Source organism: Agrococcus sp. BE272, from assembly GCF_031457935.1.
In the GTDB taxonomy this organism is placed as follows: Bacteria; Actinomycetota; Actinomycetes; order Actinomycetales; family Microbacteriaceae; genus Agrococcus; species Agrococcus sediminis.
This window is the reverse complement of sequence record NZ_JAVDXL010000001.1, coordinates 331,750-346,944: the sequence shown is the minus strand read 5'-3', so window position 1 is coordinate 346,944 and position 15,195 is coordinate 331,750. Positions and strand designations below refer to the sequence as shown.

The 15,195-nt window shown below is 70.4% G+C and carries 10 protein-coding genes; 7 read left to right on the top strand and 3 right to left on the bottom strand.

Translation table 11 applies throughout. The features are described 5' to 3' along the window. Positions 1-129: 129 nt before the first annotated feature. Positions 130-1,578, bottom strand: coding sequence for a DUF222 domain-containing protein (locus J2X49_RS01620; RefSeq protein WP_310121733.1), 1,449 nt, complete (start codon positions 1,576-1,578; stop codon positions 130-132). Between the two features lie 130 nt (positions 1,579-1,708). On the opposite strand from J2X49_RS01620, the gene J2X49_RS01615 reads away from it, so the two are divergent. Then, entirely contained in the window at positions 1,709-2,131 is a 423-nt protein-coding gene (locus J2X49_RS01615) for a MarR family transcriptional regulator (RefSeq protein WP_310121731.1), read from the top strand. A gap of 30 nt (positions 2,132-2,161) precedes the next feature. Here the strand turns inward: J2X49_RS01615 and J2X49_RS01610 are convergent, their stop codons facing one another. Further along, positions 2,162-2,668 (bottom strand): VanZ family protein, encoded by a 507-nt coding sequence (locus J2X49_RS01610; RefSeq protein WP_310121727.1) that lies wholly within the window; start codon positions 2,666-2,668, stop codon positions 2,162-2,164. 163 nt (positions 2,669-2,831) lie between these two features. Between J2X49_RS01610 and J2X49_RS01605 the strand changes: the two genes are divergently transcribed. Both J2X49_RS01605 and J2X49_RS01600 read left to right on the top strand, forming a co-directional pair. Next, the gene (locus tag J2X49_RS01605) at positions 2,832-3,491 is read left to right on the top strand and encodes a low molecular weight phosphatase family protein (protein ID WP_281439983.1); all 660 of its coding nucleotides are present in this window, start codon (positions 2,832-2,834) and stop codon (positions 3,489-3,491) included. 83 nt (positions 3,492-3,574) lie between these two features. Next, the gene (locus J2X49_RS01600; RefSeq protein WP_310121722.1) at positions 3,575-5,464 is read left to right on the top strand and encodes a glycosyltransferase; all 1,890 of its coding nucleotides are present in this window, start codon (positions 3,575-3,577) and stop codon (positions 5,462-5,464) included. Between the two features lie 24 nt (positions 5,465-5,488). Here J2X49_RS01600 and J2X49_RS01595 read toward each other — a convergent pair whose 3' ends face one another. After that, positions 5,489-6,265, bottom strand: coding sequence for a DUF6270 domain-containing protein (locus J2X49_RS01595; protein WP_310121721.1), 777 nt, complete (start codon positions 6,263-6,265; stop codon positions 5,489-5,491). A gap of 201 nt (positions 6,266-6,466) precedes the next feature. On the opposite strand from J2X49_RS01595, the gene wecC reads away from it, so the two are divergent. From wecC to J2X49_RS01575, 4 genes are all read left to right on the top strand, one after another. Continuing rightward, on the top strand, positions 6,467-7,711 hold the full coding sequence (gene wecC, locus J2X49_RS01590; protein ID WP_310121719.1) for a UDP-N-acetyl-D-mannosamine dehydrogenase: 1,245 nt from the start codon (positions 6,467-6,469) through the stop codon (positions 7,709-7,711). A gap of 47 nt (positions 7,712-7,758) precedes the next feature. Further along, on the top strand, positions 7,759-12,156 hold the full coding sequence (locus J2X49_RS01585) for a glycosyltransferase (RefSeq protein WP_310121717.1): 4,398 nt from the start codon (positions 7,759-7,761) through the stop codon (positions 12,154-12,156). Beyond that, positions 12,153-13,820 (top strand): DUF6270 domain-containing protein, encoded by a 1,668-nt coding sequence (locus tag J2X49_RS01580; RefSeq protein WP_310121716.1) that lies wholly within the window; start codon positions 12,153-12,155, stop codon positions 13,818-13,820. The genes J2X49_RS01585 and J2X49_RS01580 overlap by 4 nt, the downstream gene beginning before the upstream one ends. Positions 13,821-13,952: 132 nt before the next feature. Next, on the top strand, positions 13,953-15,188 hold the full coding sequence (locus tag J2X49_RS01575; RefSeq protein WP_310121712.1) for a glycosyltransferase family 4 protein: 1,236 nt from the start codon (positions 13,953-13,955) through the stop codon (positions 15,186-15,188). The last annotated feature ends 7 nt before the right edge of the window (positions 15,189-15,195 follow it).

Here is a 15,195-nt window from a genome sequence, read left to right as displayed (position 1 = left end):
GTGCGCCGGTCGCGACCGGGTCGCTGCGGCTCGATCGAGCGTATCCGACGGCGGCCTGCGCGGCGCGGCTGGGCAGCGCTGCGCAAGCCGCATGCGGGACACGCTGCGCACGCCGGCGGCGGCGAGTGCCTACGCGGTGGGCTGCAGCTGCGGCGGGGCGCCGGTGATGCGGCGACCGAAGCCGCGGATGCGCCGGGCGCGCCTGGTCCTCGGCACGACGACCCAGCCTCCGGACGCCCACTGCACCTCGAGCGTGCCGCGATGGACCTCGTGATGATGGTGGGAGCAGAGGAGGATGCCGTTGTCGAGGTCGGTCGGGCCGCCTGCTTCCCACGGCACGATGTGGTGCGCCTCCGTCCAGCCGACGGGGAAGGTGCAGCCCGGGGCGCGGCAGCCGCCGTCGCGGATGGCGAGCGCGCGCCGCTGGGCACGGGAGAAGAGGCGGTCGGTGCGGCCGAGGTGGAGCGGGAGGCCGTCGGCGCCGGTCACGGCGCTCTGGATGCGGCCGTCGCACAGCATCGCGGCGGCGAGGTGCACGGGGATGCAGTCGCCCGTGCGCTCGACGGTCGCGGTGCAGCCCGGGGTGCCCGCTGCGGCGGCCTCGAGGCTCTGCTTGGCGACGTGCACGACGACGACCGGCGCCTCGCCGCCGACCCGCGGCACGTCGCGCTGCTCGACGGAGCGCCCGACCATGGCGATGAGCGCGTCGACCATCTGCTGCGGCCGCGAGCGATCATCGACCTCGAGCGCTGCTGCGGCGCGCTCGTCGTCGCTCTGGAAGCGCGGCTTCGTGCGTGGTCCGGTGAATGCGTCGAAGGCGGCGGCGAGCACGGCGCCCTGGTCGGGCGTGCAGATGAGCCGGCCCTGCACCATGCCATCGGGACGGGTGCCGAAGGTGAAGCCCCGCTCGGCCAGCTGCCGCTCGTAGCGGGGCTCGGCGCCATCCGGATCCATCGCGTCGCGCCACATGCGTGCGAGGCGCGCGAGCAGCTCGGGCGGCATCGGCGCGTCGGTGGCGGTGTCGTCGCGGTGGGTGCCGCGGTCGCCGATGGCGGATGCGACGAGCGCTTCCTCGGCGGCCGTGACGTCGTCGGCGTGCGCGCGATCGGGTGCATCGCCGAGCGCATCGAGCACCGCCCCGACCGCCTCGAGCGAGATGGCGCCGGACTCGAGCGCGCCGCCCAGGATCGGGAACCTCGCGGGCACGGTGGCCCCGGTGATGCCGATCGATGGTCGCGTGGCGCTCGCGGCCCGCAGCAGCTGCCGAGCCGTGCGCCGGGACGCGCCGAGCTCGGCAGTGAGCATCTCGAGCGGATCCTTGTAGCCGCAGCACAGCGGGAAGCGCTCGTCCTTCGGAAGGCCGTCGTGGCGCTTCGCGAGGTCGTCGGCGACGCGCACCTTGAGCGCGTCGCCTCCGCGGCCGATGTCGCCGACCCGGGCGACCACGTCGCGCCGCTGCGCGTCGTCGAGGTGCGGCAGCAGGGCGTCGAGGGTGCCCGCGGCGGCCGCGATGGCGTCGAGTGCGACGTCGAGGGAGCGCAGCGCATCGGAGGTGCGGCTGGTCGGCTGCGGTGCCATGGTCGCCCCCTCCAACGTTGGAATGCGGCTAGTCTATCGAACGTATCTACGACACGCGCGAACTTTCCACAATCTTGCCCGCACTTGCGAGGGGTGCCATTCAGGCATCCGATCGCTATAGAGTCGCAACATGCCCACCAGACTCGCGGCCACCCTCGTGCGGCTTGCCGAGAGCGGCCACCTACTCGGTCGCCTCGCGGGCGAGCACACTGCGCACCGCATGTCGCCCGTCACCGTGCGCGCGCTCGTCGTGCTGCAGCTCGAGGGCCCGATGGGTGTCACCGCCCTCGCACGCCGCTGCCACGTCGCGCAGCCGACGATGACGGCGCTCGTGCGGCAGGCGGAGGAGGCGGGCTGGATGCGCCGGCGCGGCTCAGCACGGACGGCCCGGCTGGAGCCGACGGCAGCGGGGATCGCCGCCCGGGACGCGCAGCGCGAGGCCGACGGCGTGCTGCTCGAGCCGCGCTTCACCCACCTCGGGCGGCGCGAGCGCTCGGCGCTGGAGCGGGCGGCGCTGATCCTCGCTTCGACGCTCGAGCGCGACCGGGCCTGACGGTCGCGGTCGCGGCGACTCGTGGGCGTCTCAGCCCGCGCTGGCTCGGCGCTGCGCCTCTGCGAGCGCCCCGCGACGCTGCACCGCCCGAACGACCGCCTCGGCGACGACGGCGAGCAGCGCCCCCAGCAGCGCACCGATGCCGTTCGCGACGATGTCGCGGACCGAGGCCACCCGCCCCGGCATGAAGTGCTGCACGACCTCGACGCCGAGGCTGAGCGCGACGCAGAGCGCGACCGCGATCCACCAGCGCCGCGCGCCGAGCACGAAGACGAGCAGGAGCGCGAGCGGCACGAACATCGCGACGTTGGCGAGCACCTCGAGCCGCGTCCAGCTCAGCCAGTCGGCGAGGTCGCGCGCCTGCAGCCATCCGATGCCGCGCACGACGCGCGGCTTCGCGCGCAGCAGGAAGTGCGTCGGCCACAGCGTCACGACGAGCACCACGGGGATGCCGAGGAGCAGTCCGACGACGCCCAGCCGCCGCAGCGGCGCACGTCGCGCGCGGGGCACGACGACGACGCGAGGCTCGGAGGACATGCGTCGAGTCTGTCGCGGAAGGCTATGCGCGACCTGACGCGGGGGACGCGGTCGGCACCGATCCTCAGCGCTGACCACACACATCCGCACCCAAGTGCCAGGCCTCGATCAGCCCTCGCCGAGCACCGCCCGCCGCGACGGCGCCGGGTCTACCGTTCGGATCATGACGGGACCTCGACACGCGATGATCCGGTCGACGGCGCCCGAGTTCCGCATCCTCACCGTCTGCACCGGCAACATCTGCCGCTCGCCGCAGGCCGAGCTGCTGCTGCGGCAGCGCCTGCCGAGCGCCTTCCCCGGGTGGGACCCGGCGGTGATCGAGGTGACGAGCGCCGGCACGATGGCGCTCGACGGCCACCGCATGGAGCCCCTAGCGGTGGCGGAGGCCGGCCGCCTCGGCCTGCACGGCGCCGACGGCCACCGCGCCCGGCGGCTGCAGCCCGCGCTCGTCGAGCGCGCAGACCTGGTGCTCGCCCTGGCGCGCGAGCATCGCAGCGCCGCCGTCGCCTCGGCGCCGACCGCGCATCGGCGCGCGTTCACGCTCGTCGAGTTCGCGTGCCTGGCGGAGCGGGTCGCCGCCGGCCATCGCGGTGCGCAGGTGCGGCCGCTCGGCGAGGACGGGATCCCCGCCTTCCTGTCGCGCGTCGTCGCAGCGTGCGCCGACCGCTCGATGATCGACCACGCGCAGCGGGCCGACCTCGACATCGAGGACCCCTATCGGCGCTCGGCCGCCGTCTACCGGCGGTCGGCGGATGCCGTGGCCCGGCAGGTCGACCGGCTGGTCGTCGCGCTCGCCTCGCTCGCGCGCGCGAACGCGGCCTGAGCCGAGCGCGACAGCCCGCGCGGGCCCAGGGCGCGTGGCCGCCCGCCGCCTAGGATGGCGGGCAGAGCACGACGCGACCGTGGATGGAGACCGTGAAGACGCTGCAGACCCTGAGGACCGGCCTGTGGCATCTGCGCAAGGGAGGCGTGCAGCAGCTGCGCTCGTGGCGCTTGCGCCGCGGAGCCGCGGCGCGCAACGGCGACCTCGCACCGGTCGCGGCGCGGAGCCTCACGGACGACATGCCGATCTGGCCCGTCGTCGACCGGCCGACGCGGCGCCCGAGCGTGCGTGTCGGCGTGATCATGGACACCTTCTCGGCGAGCGCGTGGGGCTACGAGTTCGCGGTCGTCGAGCTCACGCCCGACGGCTGGCGGCGGCAGCTCGGCGAGGCGCCGATCGACCTGCTGCTCGTCGAGTCTGCGTGGGCCGGCTCCGGCGGCGCCTGGCGCTACCAGCTGACGGGCTCGAAGGCCCCGAGCGAGCCCCTGCGAGCGCTCGTCGCGCACTGCCGCGAGCAGGGCATCCCGACCGCCTTCTGGAACAAGGAGGATCCGCCGCACTTCGAGGACTTCCTCGACACGGCGCGCATCTTCGACCAGGTGTTCACCACCGATGCGGCGCTCATCGACCGCTATCGCGAGGCGCTCGGCCACGACCGGGTCGAGGAGCTCGCGTTCGCGGCGCAGCCGGCGCTGCACCACCCGATGCGGCAGCAGGGCCTGCACCAGGTGCGCGACATCGGCTTCGGCGGCAGCTACTGGTCGCACAAGTTCCCCGAGCGCCAGGCGCAGATGGATCTGCTGCTGGGCGCGGCCGCCGACGTGGCCGAGCGGCGTGGGATCGGCTTCGACATCTACTCGCGCTTCGAGGACGACCCGAAGTACCGCTTCCCCGAGGCCTTCCTGCCGTACGTGCGCGGTTCGCTCGACTACGAGCGCATGCTGACCGCGTACCGCGCGCACAAGGTCATGCTCAACGTGAACTCGGTCGTCGACAGCCCCACGATGCTCGCCCGCCGCGTGTTCGAGATCCTCGCGAGCGGCACGCCCGTCGTGTCGACGCGCAGCGCCGCGGTGGAGCACTGGTTCCCGAGCGGCGAGGTGACGATCGTCGACGATCGGGAGGAGGCGGAGCTCATGCTGCGCGCCCTCGTGCGCAGCCCCGAGCTGCGCGACCGGCAGGTGCACCTGGCGCAGCGCCACATCTGGCGGCACCACACCTTCTCGCACCGAGCGACGCAGGTGCTCGGCGCGCTCGGGGTCGACGACCCTGCCGCGTGGCGGCGACCCAGCGTCAGCGTGATCGCCCCGACCATCCGCCCGCACCTCGTGCCCGGCATCATCCGCACCGCGGCCAAGCAGGTGGGCGTCGACGTGCAGCTGCTGCTGCTGCTGCACGGCTTCGACCAGGACGAGGCCGAGCTGCAGGCGCTCGCGCGCGAGGCGGGGCTCGCGGAGCTGGTCGTGCTGCGCGCAGGCATGGATCGCTCGCTCGGCGCCAACCTCAACGCGCTCGTCGCGGCGAGCGCCGGCGACGTGATCGCGAAGCTCGACGACGACGACCTCTACGGCGAGCACTACCTCGCCGACGCGTGCTTCGCGCTCGACTACTCGGGGGCAGAGCTGGTCGGCAAGGAGGCGCGATACCTGCACCTCGAGGCGGTCGGAGCGACCGTGCTGCAGAACCCGCACCGCGAGCATCGCTGGGTCGATCTCGTGGGCGGCCCGACGATGGTCGGCCCGCGCGCGACGTGGCTCGCCACGCCCTTCGAGGACCGCACGCTGGGGGAGGACACCACCTTCCAGCGCGGCATCCTCGCGGCAGGGGGCGGCATCTACAGCGCCGACCGCTTCGGCTTCATCCAGATGCGCGGCGCCCGGCACGGCCACACTTGGAGCACCGAGGACGAGCGGATCCTGGCGAACAGCCAGGTGCTGAGCTTCGGCCTGGCCGCGGAGCACGTGCTGGTCTGAAGCGCTCCGGGAAGGAAGGGGCGCTCAGGCGCCGGCGTCCTCGAGGCCTGCCACGCCGTGCACCTCGCGCAGCTGCCGCAGCACCTCGCGGTAGACCGCCGGCGTGTAGTGGAACGGGGCGAGGCCCCACTTGTGCTCGGGGTCGGCGAGCACGACCTCCTCAGGCAGCTCGACCATGCGGAAGCCGAGTGACCGCAGATGGTCGTAGTAGGGGCGGTAGCGCTTGTTCGCCTCGGCGGCGCGCACGCCCATGCTCCATGGCGAGGGCTTGCCCTCTGTCGTGAGCACCGCCCACGGCACCTCCAGCACGACGGTGCGCACGAAGAGGTCGAGCGCGCGCAGGCGCTGCACGAAGTCGTGGACGTGCGACGACCAGATGGCGAAGTGCGCATCGGTGCCGAACTCGATGTGCTCGGCCTCGGCGAAGCGCTCCTCGAGCTCGGGGATGCGGATGGTGTCGATGCTGCGGGTCGCGACGGTGCCGTCGGCGAAGCGGTAGATGCCGTGCCGCTCGTCGGCGAGATCCCACAGCAGCACGTCGACGTCGGCGGCGAGCGTCTCGAGCCGCGAGAAGAGTCCGCCGGAGAAGTCGGCGCGGATCATGCGCTCCTGGAACTTCGACGACACCGTCATGTGCTCCGGGAGATGCGTCGAGGCGTCGTTGCCCGCCGAGATGAGCGACTGGCGGGCGATGTAGCCGCGCAGGTCAACCGTGTCGCCTGCGGCGAACTCGACCGTGTCGCGGGCGACGCAGCTGCCGTACACGAGCACTCGGGTTGCGCGCTCGTCAGTGTCTGTCACAACGCTCCTGGTGCGAATCGGGGATCGACAGTCGTCGACGCAGGGAAGTGTCAAGGCTACCGGCGTCGACGGCAGTGCCGTCTTGGTGCAGTCAAGTGACTACATTGGGGATGGTGCGCGCGTAGAGCGTTGCGCCGACGCCGACACCGGCGCGCTCGCCGAAGGCGGGGCTAACGATCGATACTCGCGAGGACTAGCTCTATGGAACCCACTCAGACCGTCTGCGTCGTCGGGCTCGGATACATCGGGTTGCCGACCGCCGCGATCCTCGCGGCGAACGGCAACGAGGTGATCGGGGTCGACGTGAACCCCCGCCACGTCGACGAGATCAACGCTGGTCGAGTGCCCTTCATCGAGCCGGACCTCGAGTCGGTGGTAGCGGGTGTCGTAGCGCAGGGCCGTCTGAAAGCACAGGCAGAGGTGCCGCACGCCAACTCCTACATCGTCGCCGTCCCCACTCCGTTTACGGATGACTACGACGTCGACCCGAAGTACGTGCAGGCGGCGGCAGAGGCGATCGCACCGCAACTTCGTGGCGGCGAACTGATCATCTTGGAGTCCACCTCGCCTCCCGGCCTCACGGAGCGCATGGGCGAGTACATCCTCGCGGCTCGTCCCGACCTGACCGGTGCGCCGAACGAGCACAACAGCATCTACTTCGCGCACTGCCCCGAGCGAGTGCTGCCCGGTCGCATCATGATCGAGATCGTCGACAACGATCGCATCATCGGGGGCGTGACTGAGGAGGCTGCGGAGAGGGCGCGGCACCTCTACGCAACGTTCTGCAAGGGTCAGCTGCTCGTCACTGACGCTCGTACCGCCGAGATGGCGAAGCTGGTGGAGAATTCCTACCGCGACGTCAACATCGCCTTCGCGAATGAGCTCTCAGTCATCAGCGACCGCCTGGGCATCGACGTATGGAAGCTCATCGAACTCGCCAATCACCACCCGCGGGTTAACATCCTGCAGCCGGGCCCAGGCGTCGGCGGCCACTGCATCGCTGTCGACCCTTGGTTCATCGTCGCTGCGGCGCCTGAGGAGGCGAAGCTTGTGCGCCTCGCCCGCGAGGTCAATGACGCGAAGCCCGACTTCGTGCTCGAGAAGGTGATGGCGAAGGCCGCGAAGTTCCGTGAGCCCGTCATTGCAGCGCTCGGCATCGCCTTTAAGGCGGACATCGACGACTTGCGCGAGTCGCCGTCGAAGGCGATCGTGGAGCGGCTCTCCGCCGAGGTCGAGCACGCAAAGCTGCTCGTCGTTGAGCCCAACGTTGAGGAGCTGCCCGCTTCGCTGGCCGACCGGCCGAACGTCGAGCTCGCCGAGGTGCGCGAAGCGGTTTCCCGCGCCGACATCGTGGTCGTGCTCGTCGACCACCACGAGTTCAAGACGCTCGACCGCGAGATCCTCGCCGAGAAGATTGTCGTTGACACGAAGGGCCTGTGGCGATAGCCCGAACGATCCCTGCCCACGGCCACCCCGACGGACGAGAGCGCCCCATGACGTCGAACTTCCCCGATGAGTCCCGGCCCGAGGACCTAGCCCGCCGAGGCCAGATACTGCGGCTAACGCGCGACCCGGCCAGCACAGCGAAGAAACTCCTCGGCCTCCAAGCTCGAGCACGACGCGCGGAGACGGACCGGAAAGCGCTGGCGAAGCGCCTGGCGGAGGCAGAGAAGCGTGGACGCCGTTCGGCTGCGGTTGAAGCGGAGCTGCGGCGGAGCCAATCGCACGCGGCCGAGCTGGACCTCCAGCTCCGCGCTGCGCGCGAGCAGGCCGCGAAGCTGAGGGCGGATCTGCTTCGCGTCAGGGGCTCGCGCGCGATGCGACTCGGGAAGGGGATACTGGCACCCGCACGCCTCGCGAGGCGCGCCCTCGCTGGAAAAGAGGAGCAGACGCGCGACGCGGCTCGCGCGCCGGAAGCTCCGCCGACGCCGCCGCCCGCGGCCGACGCAGTCGTAGACGAAAGCCAGACACCGTCCCTCACCGACCTGCTTCACGCGCTCGATGACGCTCCGGAGGCGGGCGCGTTGCATCGTGCGCTCAACGCACTTTGGTTCCACGAAGGCGAGATCTCGCGACCGGCGCAGCTCCTAGCCACTCACGCTGACCTCCTCGAGGGCGCGCCGGAGAAGCTTCGGCTCCTCGCAGCCCAGGTCGCTTCCGCGGCGGCCCTGTTGGAGCGCGGCCCCTCGGTACCCCCTAGGGCCGAGGGCATCGCCTATCGAGCGGAGCCCGGGCGCGTGCTCTACTGCGTCCACTCCACACCCGCGTTCGGCACGAACGGCTATGCGATCCGCACTGGCGGCGTCGCGCGGGGTCTTCGCGCGAACGGCGCCGACGTCGTAGTCGTGGCGAGGGCCGGCTTCCCTTGGGACAGCGGGCACCGCGGACCGGAGAAGCGCACCGTCGTCAAGCGCGATGGTATCGAGTACGTGCATCATCCCGGGGCGCCGCTGAATGAGGCGACCACTGAGGAGGCTCTCGACGAGGCTGCGGATGCCTTCCTCCGCGAGGCACGGCGACAGCGGCCGGAGATCATCCACGCGGCCTCGAACTACTTGACCGCTCTGCCGGCGCTCCAGACCGCCCGCCGGCTCGGCGTGCCGTTCGTCTACGAGGTCCGCGGCATCTGGGAGCTGAGCGTCGCCTCGGAGCGGCCGGGCTGGGAGCGCTCTGAGCGGTTCCAGTTGCAGACTCAACTGGAAGACGTCGTGCTGCGTTCAGCGGATCGCGTGCTTGCGATTACTCGGCAGGTCGTCGAGCACCTCGTCGAGCGAGGCGTCGAGCGTTCGCGGATTGACGTGCTGCCCAACGCGGTCGACGTCGACGATCAGCTCCCGCTCCCGCGCGACGACGAGTACGCCCGGTCCCTCGCCCTCGACCCCGAGAAGCCTTGGATCGGGTTCGCCGGCAGCATGGTGCCGTACGAAGGGCTGGACGTGCTCCTGCGCGCGGTAGGCCTCCTCCGCGATCGCGGACTCGACTTCCAGGTGGTGTTGGCCGGCGGAGGCAGTCACGAGCCGGCCCTCAAGAAGCTGCGCGACGAGCTCGGGCTCGGTGCGATGGTGAAGTTCCTCGGTCGTCGACCCCATGAGGAGATGCCGCGACTTCTGTCGCTCATCGACATCGTCGCGTGCCCCAGGATCGACGAGACGGTGACAAGGCTCGTCTCCCCGCTGAAGCCGCTCGAAGCATTCGCAAACGGGAAGGCGGTGGTCCTCAGCGACCTGCCGCCCCACCGCGATCTCGCCGGAGCAGGCGAAGAGCGGGCGCTCCTCTGCAAGCCGGGCTCCGCCGGCGCGCTCGCGGACTCACTCGCAACACTGCTCGAGGATCCTGAGCGCCGTGCCGAACTGGCTCGAGGAGGCAGGCTGTGGGTCTCACGGGAGCGCCGGTGGGAGCGGGTGTGCCGAACGGCGGTCGCAGCGCACGCGGAGGCTCGGCGAGCCCCGGCCGCTCCGGGGCGTCCGCTCGCCGAGTTGCGCGTCGGTCTCATTGCTGACGAGTTCACTACGAAGACGATCGCAGGCGCGGTCGAGCTCGAACCGCTGGAAAGGGACGGCTGGCGCGCGCAGCTCGATGGCCTCGACCTCGTGCTCATCGAGTCCGCGTGGTCGGGCAATGGCGGCGCTTGGCACCGAGCCATCGGCGAATACTCCGCCGAGGAGCATGCGGACATCCGCGCTCTGCTCGGTGCCTGCCGGGCGGCCGGCATCCCGACGCTCTTCTGGAACAAGGAGGATCCCGTCCACACGGCGCGTTTCCTCCCCACCGCGGTGCTGTGCGACCACATCTTCACGGTCGACGCTGCCCTTATCCGGCACTACCGCCGGTCGGCGCCGAAGACGCTGCGCACAGTTTCGGGGATGCCCTTCTACGCGCAGCCCAAAATTCACAACCCGATCGCGACCTGCCCGGACCGCGACACCGTCGCATATGCGGGTACGTACTACGGCGACCGTTATCCCGAGCGGACGAAGGCGCTTGATCCGCTGCTCTTCGCCGCCAAGGAGGTCGGTCTCTCCATCTACGACCGTCAGGCGACGCTGGAGGACTCCCCTTATCGCTTCCCCGAGGCCTTCGAGGACGCGGTGCTCGGCGGACTGCCATACGACGAGGTCATCGAGACCTACCGCTCGCACATCGCGCACCTCAACGTCAACAGCGTGCCGCGGTCCCCGACGATGTTCTCGCGCCGTGTAGTTGAGATCGCGGCGAGCGGCGGCATCGTGCTCTCGGGACCGTCACGCGCGCTCACCGAGCTGTTCCCCGACGCTTTCCCCGTGGGGCTGCGCCAAGACGAGGTGCAGGGGTACATGCACCTCTGGAGCGAAGAGCCCGCCGAGCGGCGCGCCGAAGCGTGGCGTCAGATGCGCGCGGTGCTGCGCGCGCACCAGGTGGATGACGCCCTGGTGATCATGGCTCGCGCAGCCGGCATCCCGGCGATGCGGCGACCGCGCCCCGGCTACGGCATCGACGTCCGCGGCCTAGACCACGTTGCCGTGCTCTCGCAGTCGGTGCTGCCTTCCGCAGTGATCGGTGTCGATCGAGATGACGTCCGAAGACGCTACGAGTCGCGCGGAGTCGCGGTCCTCGAGGCATGGGACACCGCAGATCCGCGCCCCGAGTGGATCGCGATCGGGGTGCAGCTGTCCAGCAGGACGGCGGTCGAGGACCTTCTGATGGCCGCCGAGTTCGGCACGTGGGATCGCGTCCTCGCAGTTCCTGACGGGATACCCGGCACGCGCGCCCTCGCCGCAGTCGGAGGCGGTACTGCCTCTGCCGGCTCCATCGAGCGGGCCGACGTCGTACTGGGCGAGCGCGACGCTTCCGACGATGCCTTGGTCCGCATCGCCGTGCCCCCTGCCGCACCGGCGACCGAGACTCACACGCCGCTGGAGGTGCATCAGCCCGCTCGTCTGCTGGTCGCGGGCCATGACCTGAAGTTCATCGAGCCCGCCTTCGACGCACTCCGCGCTCGCGGGTTCATCGTCGATGTGGACCGCTGGGACTCCCACGTCGGTCATGACGAGGCACGTTCGCGAGACGCGCTCGAGAGAGCTGACGTTGTGCTCGCCGAATGGGCCCTTGGGAACGCCGTCTGGTTCGCGCAGCACCGCCGCACCTCGCAGCGTCTCGTCGTCCGGACGCACATGCAGGAGCTCCGGCGACCGTACCTCGCCCAGGCCGCGACGGCGGGCGTCGACCAGATGGTGTTCGTCAGCGAGGTCGTGCGGCGCTCCGCGATCCTGAGCCACGGCGTCATGCCGCAGCAGTCGGTGGTGATCCCGAACTTCGTGCGCACGGATGTCCTCAGGTTGCCGAAGCGCGAGGACGCCGCCCGACGCATTGGGTTCGTAGGTATCGTGCCGCAGATGAAACGACTCGACCGCGCCCTGGACGTGCTGGAGGGCGTGCTCGATGAAGACTCCTCCTACTCCCTAGTCGTGCGCGGCAGGATGCCGGACGAATATCCGTGGATGCAGCAGCGGCCCGAGGAGCTGCGCTACTACGAGGAGCAGTTGGCGCGCGCCGATGCGATCGCGGAACGGATCCCCGGGGCCGTCGTCTTCGAGGGCCACGGCGATGACATGGCCGATTGGTATCGAGGCATCGGCACGGTCCTGTCGACGAGCGACTTCGAGAGCTTCCACTACACCGTCGCGGACGGCGCGGCATCGGGCGCGCACCCGGTGGTCCTGGCATGGGGTGGGTCCGATCTGCTCTATCCCGACGAGTGGCTGCACGCGAGCGTCGCGGAAGCATCATCGGCGGTCCTGGCGCCGTGGGACGAGGATGACGGCCGTCGAGCGTCCGAGCGGATCGAACGCGATTACGGCATGGAGTCGGTGATCGACCGGTTGGCGGTCGTCCTCCGCGGCGGTGCCCGATGAGCGCCGAAGCGGACCAGCGCCGCACCAGGGCGTTCATCTACGGCAGCTGTGTCACGCGCGACACGATTGAGCACATGCGTGATCAGGTCGACATTGCCCACTACGTCGCGCGGCAGTCGTGGATCAGCGCCGGCACGGATGCGGGCGAGCGAGCATCGCGGCTACTGCCGATCGCCTCGACGTTCCAGCAGCGAGTGATCTCGGGTGACCTCCGGGGGAACGCTGTGGTGCAGCTCGAGCGCTACGCGGCTGACACCGACATCGTCATCGTCGACCTGGTCGACGAGCGCGGCGGCGTCATCGACTTCGGCGACGGCTTCGCAACGAAGCTCGCCGAGTATTGGTCGTCCGGCGGACGTGAGGCGTCGAGGGGGGCGACGCACATCGAGTTCGGCACGGATGAGCACTTCGCCCTGTGGGCGGAGGGGGCGAAGCGGTTGCTGCGGTCGCTGATCGCTCTGGAGCTCCTCCACCGGACAATCGTTATCAGGACGCCCTGGGCGGAGGTCGACGATGACGGCGACGCGCTCACCATCCCGGGGTGGATGATGCCGCCCAAGGAAGCGAATGAGCGATACGAGCGATACTTCTCGCTGCTCGCCGAGGCCGGGCTCCGCATCCTGGAACTGCCTGCTGAACTAGCCGTCAGCTCGAAGCAGCACCAGTGGGGGACGAGTCCCTTCCACTACGCCGAGGCTGCGTATGAGCACTTGGCCGCGGGGCTCAGAGCGTTCGCGGATGAGGTGGCGCGAGAACCATGGCCACTCGCGGAGGGGCGACGAGATGCTAAGCAATGGGGTCGTTTCACGTCGCTTGCATCGCCGGCGGCGCTGCGCGACGTCCCGGACCTCAGCGGACGTTTCACAATCGAGCACGGTGGTGTGCCGATCGACCTGATGGTCGAGGACAACGGCGCCGAGACTACGCTTGTGAGCTTCCACGCTGCGCTCGGGACCGACGAAATCCGGCCGCCGGTCTTCGTTGGCCGCGCGGTGTCCGATGGCCTTCCCGTGAACCGCGTCTTTGTTTCGGACCCCGGGCTGCTCACCTCACCCGAGCTCAGGCTCGCCTGGTTCCTGGGCACCGCGTCGCTCGACCTCCCGACCTTCCTCGCCCGATGTCTGACGCAGATCCAGGCACGTCTCGGCGCTCGGCACATCGCCCTATTCGGTATGTCGGGCGGCGGGTTCGCGGCGCTCAGCATTGCCCGCCTACTCCCCGGTTCTGTCGCTCTGCCGATCAATCCCCAGACCAGGGTGCTGGACTACCTGCCCGCCGCTTGGGAGCGAATGGCTCACCACTGCTACGGCACGACAACCCAGGACGGGGCTCGCCTGCTGCTTGAGGCGCACCCTCACGCGGATCAGCGACGTACGCACGCCTCGGATGTCGATCGTTGCCGCGTCATCTACCTGCAGAACGCGAGGGACGCGCACGTCTCCACCCAAATGATCCCGTGGTTCGAGGCAGTTGGGTGGGGCTCGGGCCCGGCGCTGCTCCTCGCCGATTGGGGCGAGGGGCACGTGCCTCCAGGCTCCTCGGAGTTGCGCGGCATCCTCGCCACGGTCGCGTCGGCAGATGGCGCATGGGACGCGCTCAGCAGGACGCTGGGTGCGGAGACGGCTCCGAGCAGGGCGTGGGTACGTGAGCGGACGGGCAGATAGCATCGGCGCCGTGGGACACCCCTGCGCCCACGCGAGCCCACCAGCGGGCACGGCGCAGTTGGCCGGACGAGCCACGTGCAGAAGAGGAGGGGATCGACGGGCGCGCAGTCACCGCGCCGACCGAGACGCCACATGCGCATCCTCCTCCTGACCCACTACTTCGAACCCGAGAACGGCGCTCCTCAGCGCCGCTGGTCTGCGCTGATCGAGCGCTTCGTCGACGCCGGGCACGTCGTGGACGTCCTCGCGCCCCCTCCGCACTATCCTTCTGGCCGGATCCGCTCGGAGCATCGCGAGCTCAGGCCAGGCACGGTCCAGCGGACACGGTCGGGCGGCCTTGTGCGGCGTGTCGGCTATCTCCAGCACTCCGGCGACCTTCTCACGCGGACTCTCGACCACGTGGCGACTGCCGCGGACAGCTACCGGCACGCGGCACGGGCAATCCGTGGCGGGCGTCGCCCCGACGTAGTCATCGCGACTGCCCCTGCACTCGAGTCGCTGATCGCCGGCCGGCTACTGGCGCATCGCTTCCGCGTCCCCCTCGTCGCGGAGATGCGCGACGCATGGCCGGACCTCGTCGCACACACTCCTGGCCTGGTCTCGCCGACCCGTCCTACCGCGTTCCTCAAGCGCGCCGTCCACGGCTTCGTCACACGCCTCCAGCGCCGCGCCGACGCGGTGGTCACCACGACCGCCACCTTCGCCGCGATCCTTGAGCGCCGGGGCATCGCGAGGGTAAGGGTGCTGCGCAACGGCACCGATCTGCAGCGGTACCGCGTCGTCGGTCCCGCCGAGCTCGCCCCCGGCGACGCCCTGCGCGCTCTCTACATCGGGACCATCGGGAGGAGCCAGGGGCTCGACTTGCTGATCCGCGCGGCGGCACGGCTACGGGCGGACGGCGTCGCCGTCGAACTGCGCATCGCCGGCCAGGGCGCCGACGTCGGTCGCCTCCGGCGGCTGAATCAGCGGCTAGGCGAACCGGCGGAGATCCTGGGCCAGATCGACGGCTCCGAGGTCATCGAACAGTACCAGTGGGCGCACACCACCGTCGTGTCGCTCCGAGACTGGGAGCCGTTCGCGTGGACGGTGCCCTCGAAGCTTTACGAGCTACTGGCGGCAGGCAAGCACATCACGGGCATCGTTGCGGGCGAGGCGGCCGATATCCTGCGCGAGGCCGCGGCGGGGCACATCGTCGCGCCGGGCGATGTCGAGGCGCTCGTGCGGCTGTGGGCGCGGCTTGCGGCCGATCGGGCGCTGCTCAGGATCGATGGCACAGGGCGTGAATGGGTCCAGGGTCACGCCGACTATGACCGGATCGCGGGGCAGTACATGCAGCTGCTGGACGCGGTCGTCGCGCCGACCGCGTGAGCGCGCG

Excerpts from the sequence above, each read along its gene's own strand:
- J2X49_RS01605 (WP_281439983.1), top strand. The coding sequence starts at position 2,832 with ATGACGGGACCTCGACACGCGATGATCCGGTCGACGGCGCCCGAGTTC.
- J2X49_RS01585 (WP_310121717.1), top strand. The coding sequence starts at position 7,759 with ATGACGTCGAACTTCCCCGATGAGTCCCGGCCCGAGGACCTAGCCCGC.
- wecC (WP_310121719.1), top strand. The coding sequence starts at position 6,467 with ATGGAACCCACTCAGACCGTCTGCGTCGTCGGGCTCGGATACATCGGG.
- J2X49_RS01580 (WP_310121716.1), top strand. The coding sequence starts at position 12,153 with ATGAGCGCCGAAGCGGACCAGCGCCGCACCAGGGCGTTCATCTACGGC.
- J2X49_RS01620 (WP_310121733.1), bottom strand. The coding sequence starts at position 1,578 with ATGGCACCGCAGCCGACCAGCCGCACCTCCGATGCGCTGCGCTCCCTC.
- J2X49_RS01575 (WP_310121712.1), top strand. The coding sequence starts at position 13,953 with ATGCGCATCCTCCTCCTGACCCACTACTTCGAACCCGAGAACGGCGCT.
- J2X49_RS01610 (WP_310121727.1), bottom strand. The coding sequence starts at position 2,668 with ATGTCCTCCGAGCCTCGCGTCGTCGTCGTGCCCCGCGCGCGACGTGCG.
- J2X49_RS01615 (WP_310121731.1), top strand. The coding sequence starts at position 1,709 with ATGCCCACCAGACTCGCGGCCACCCTCGTGCGGCTTGCCGAGAGCGGC.
- J2X49_RS01600 (WP_310121722.1), top strand. The coding sequence starts at position 3,575 with ATGGAGACCGTGAAGACGCTGCAGACCCTGAGGACCGGCCTGTGGCAT.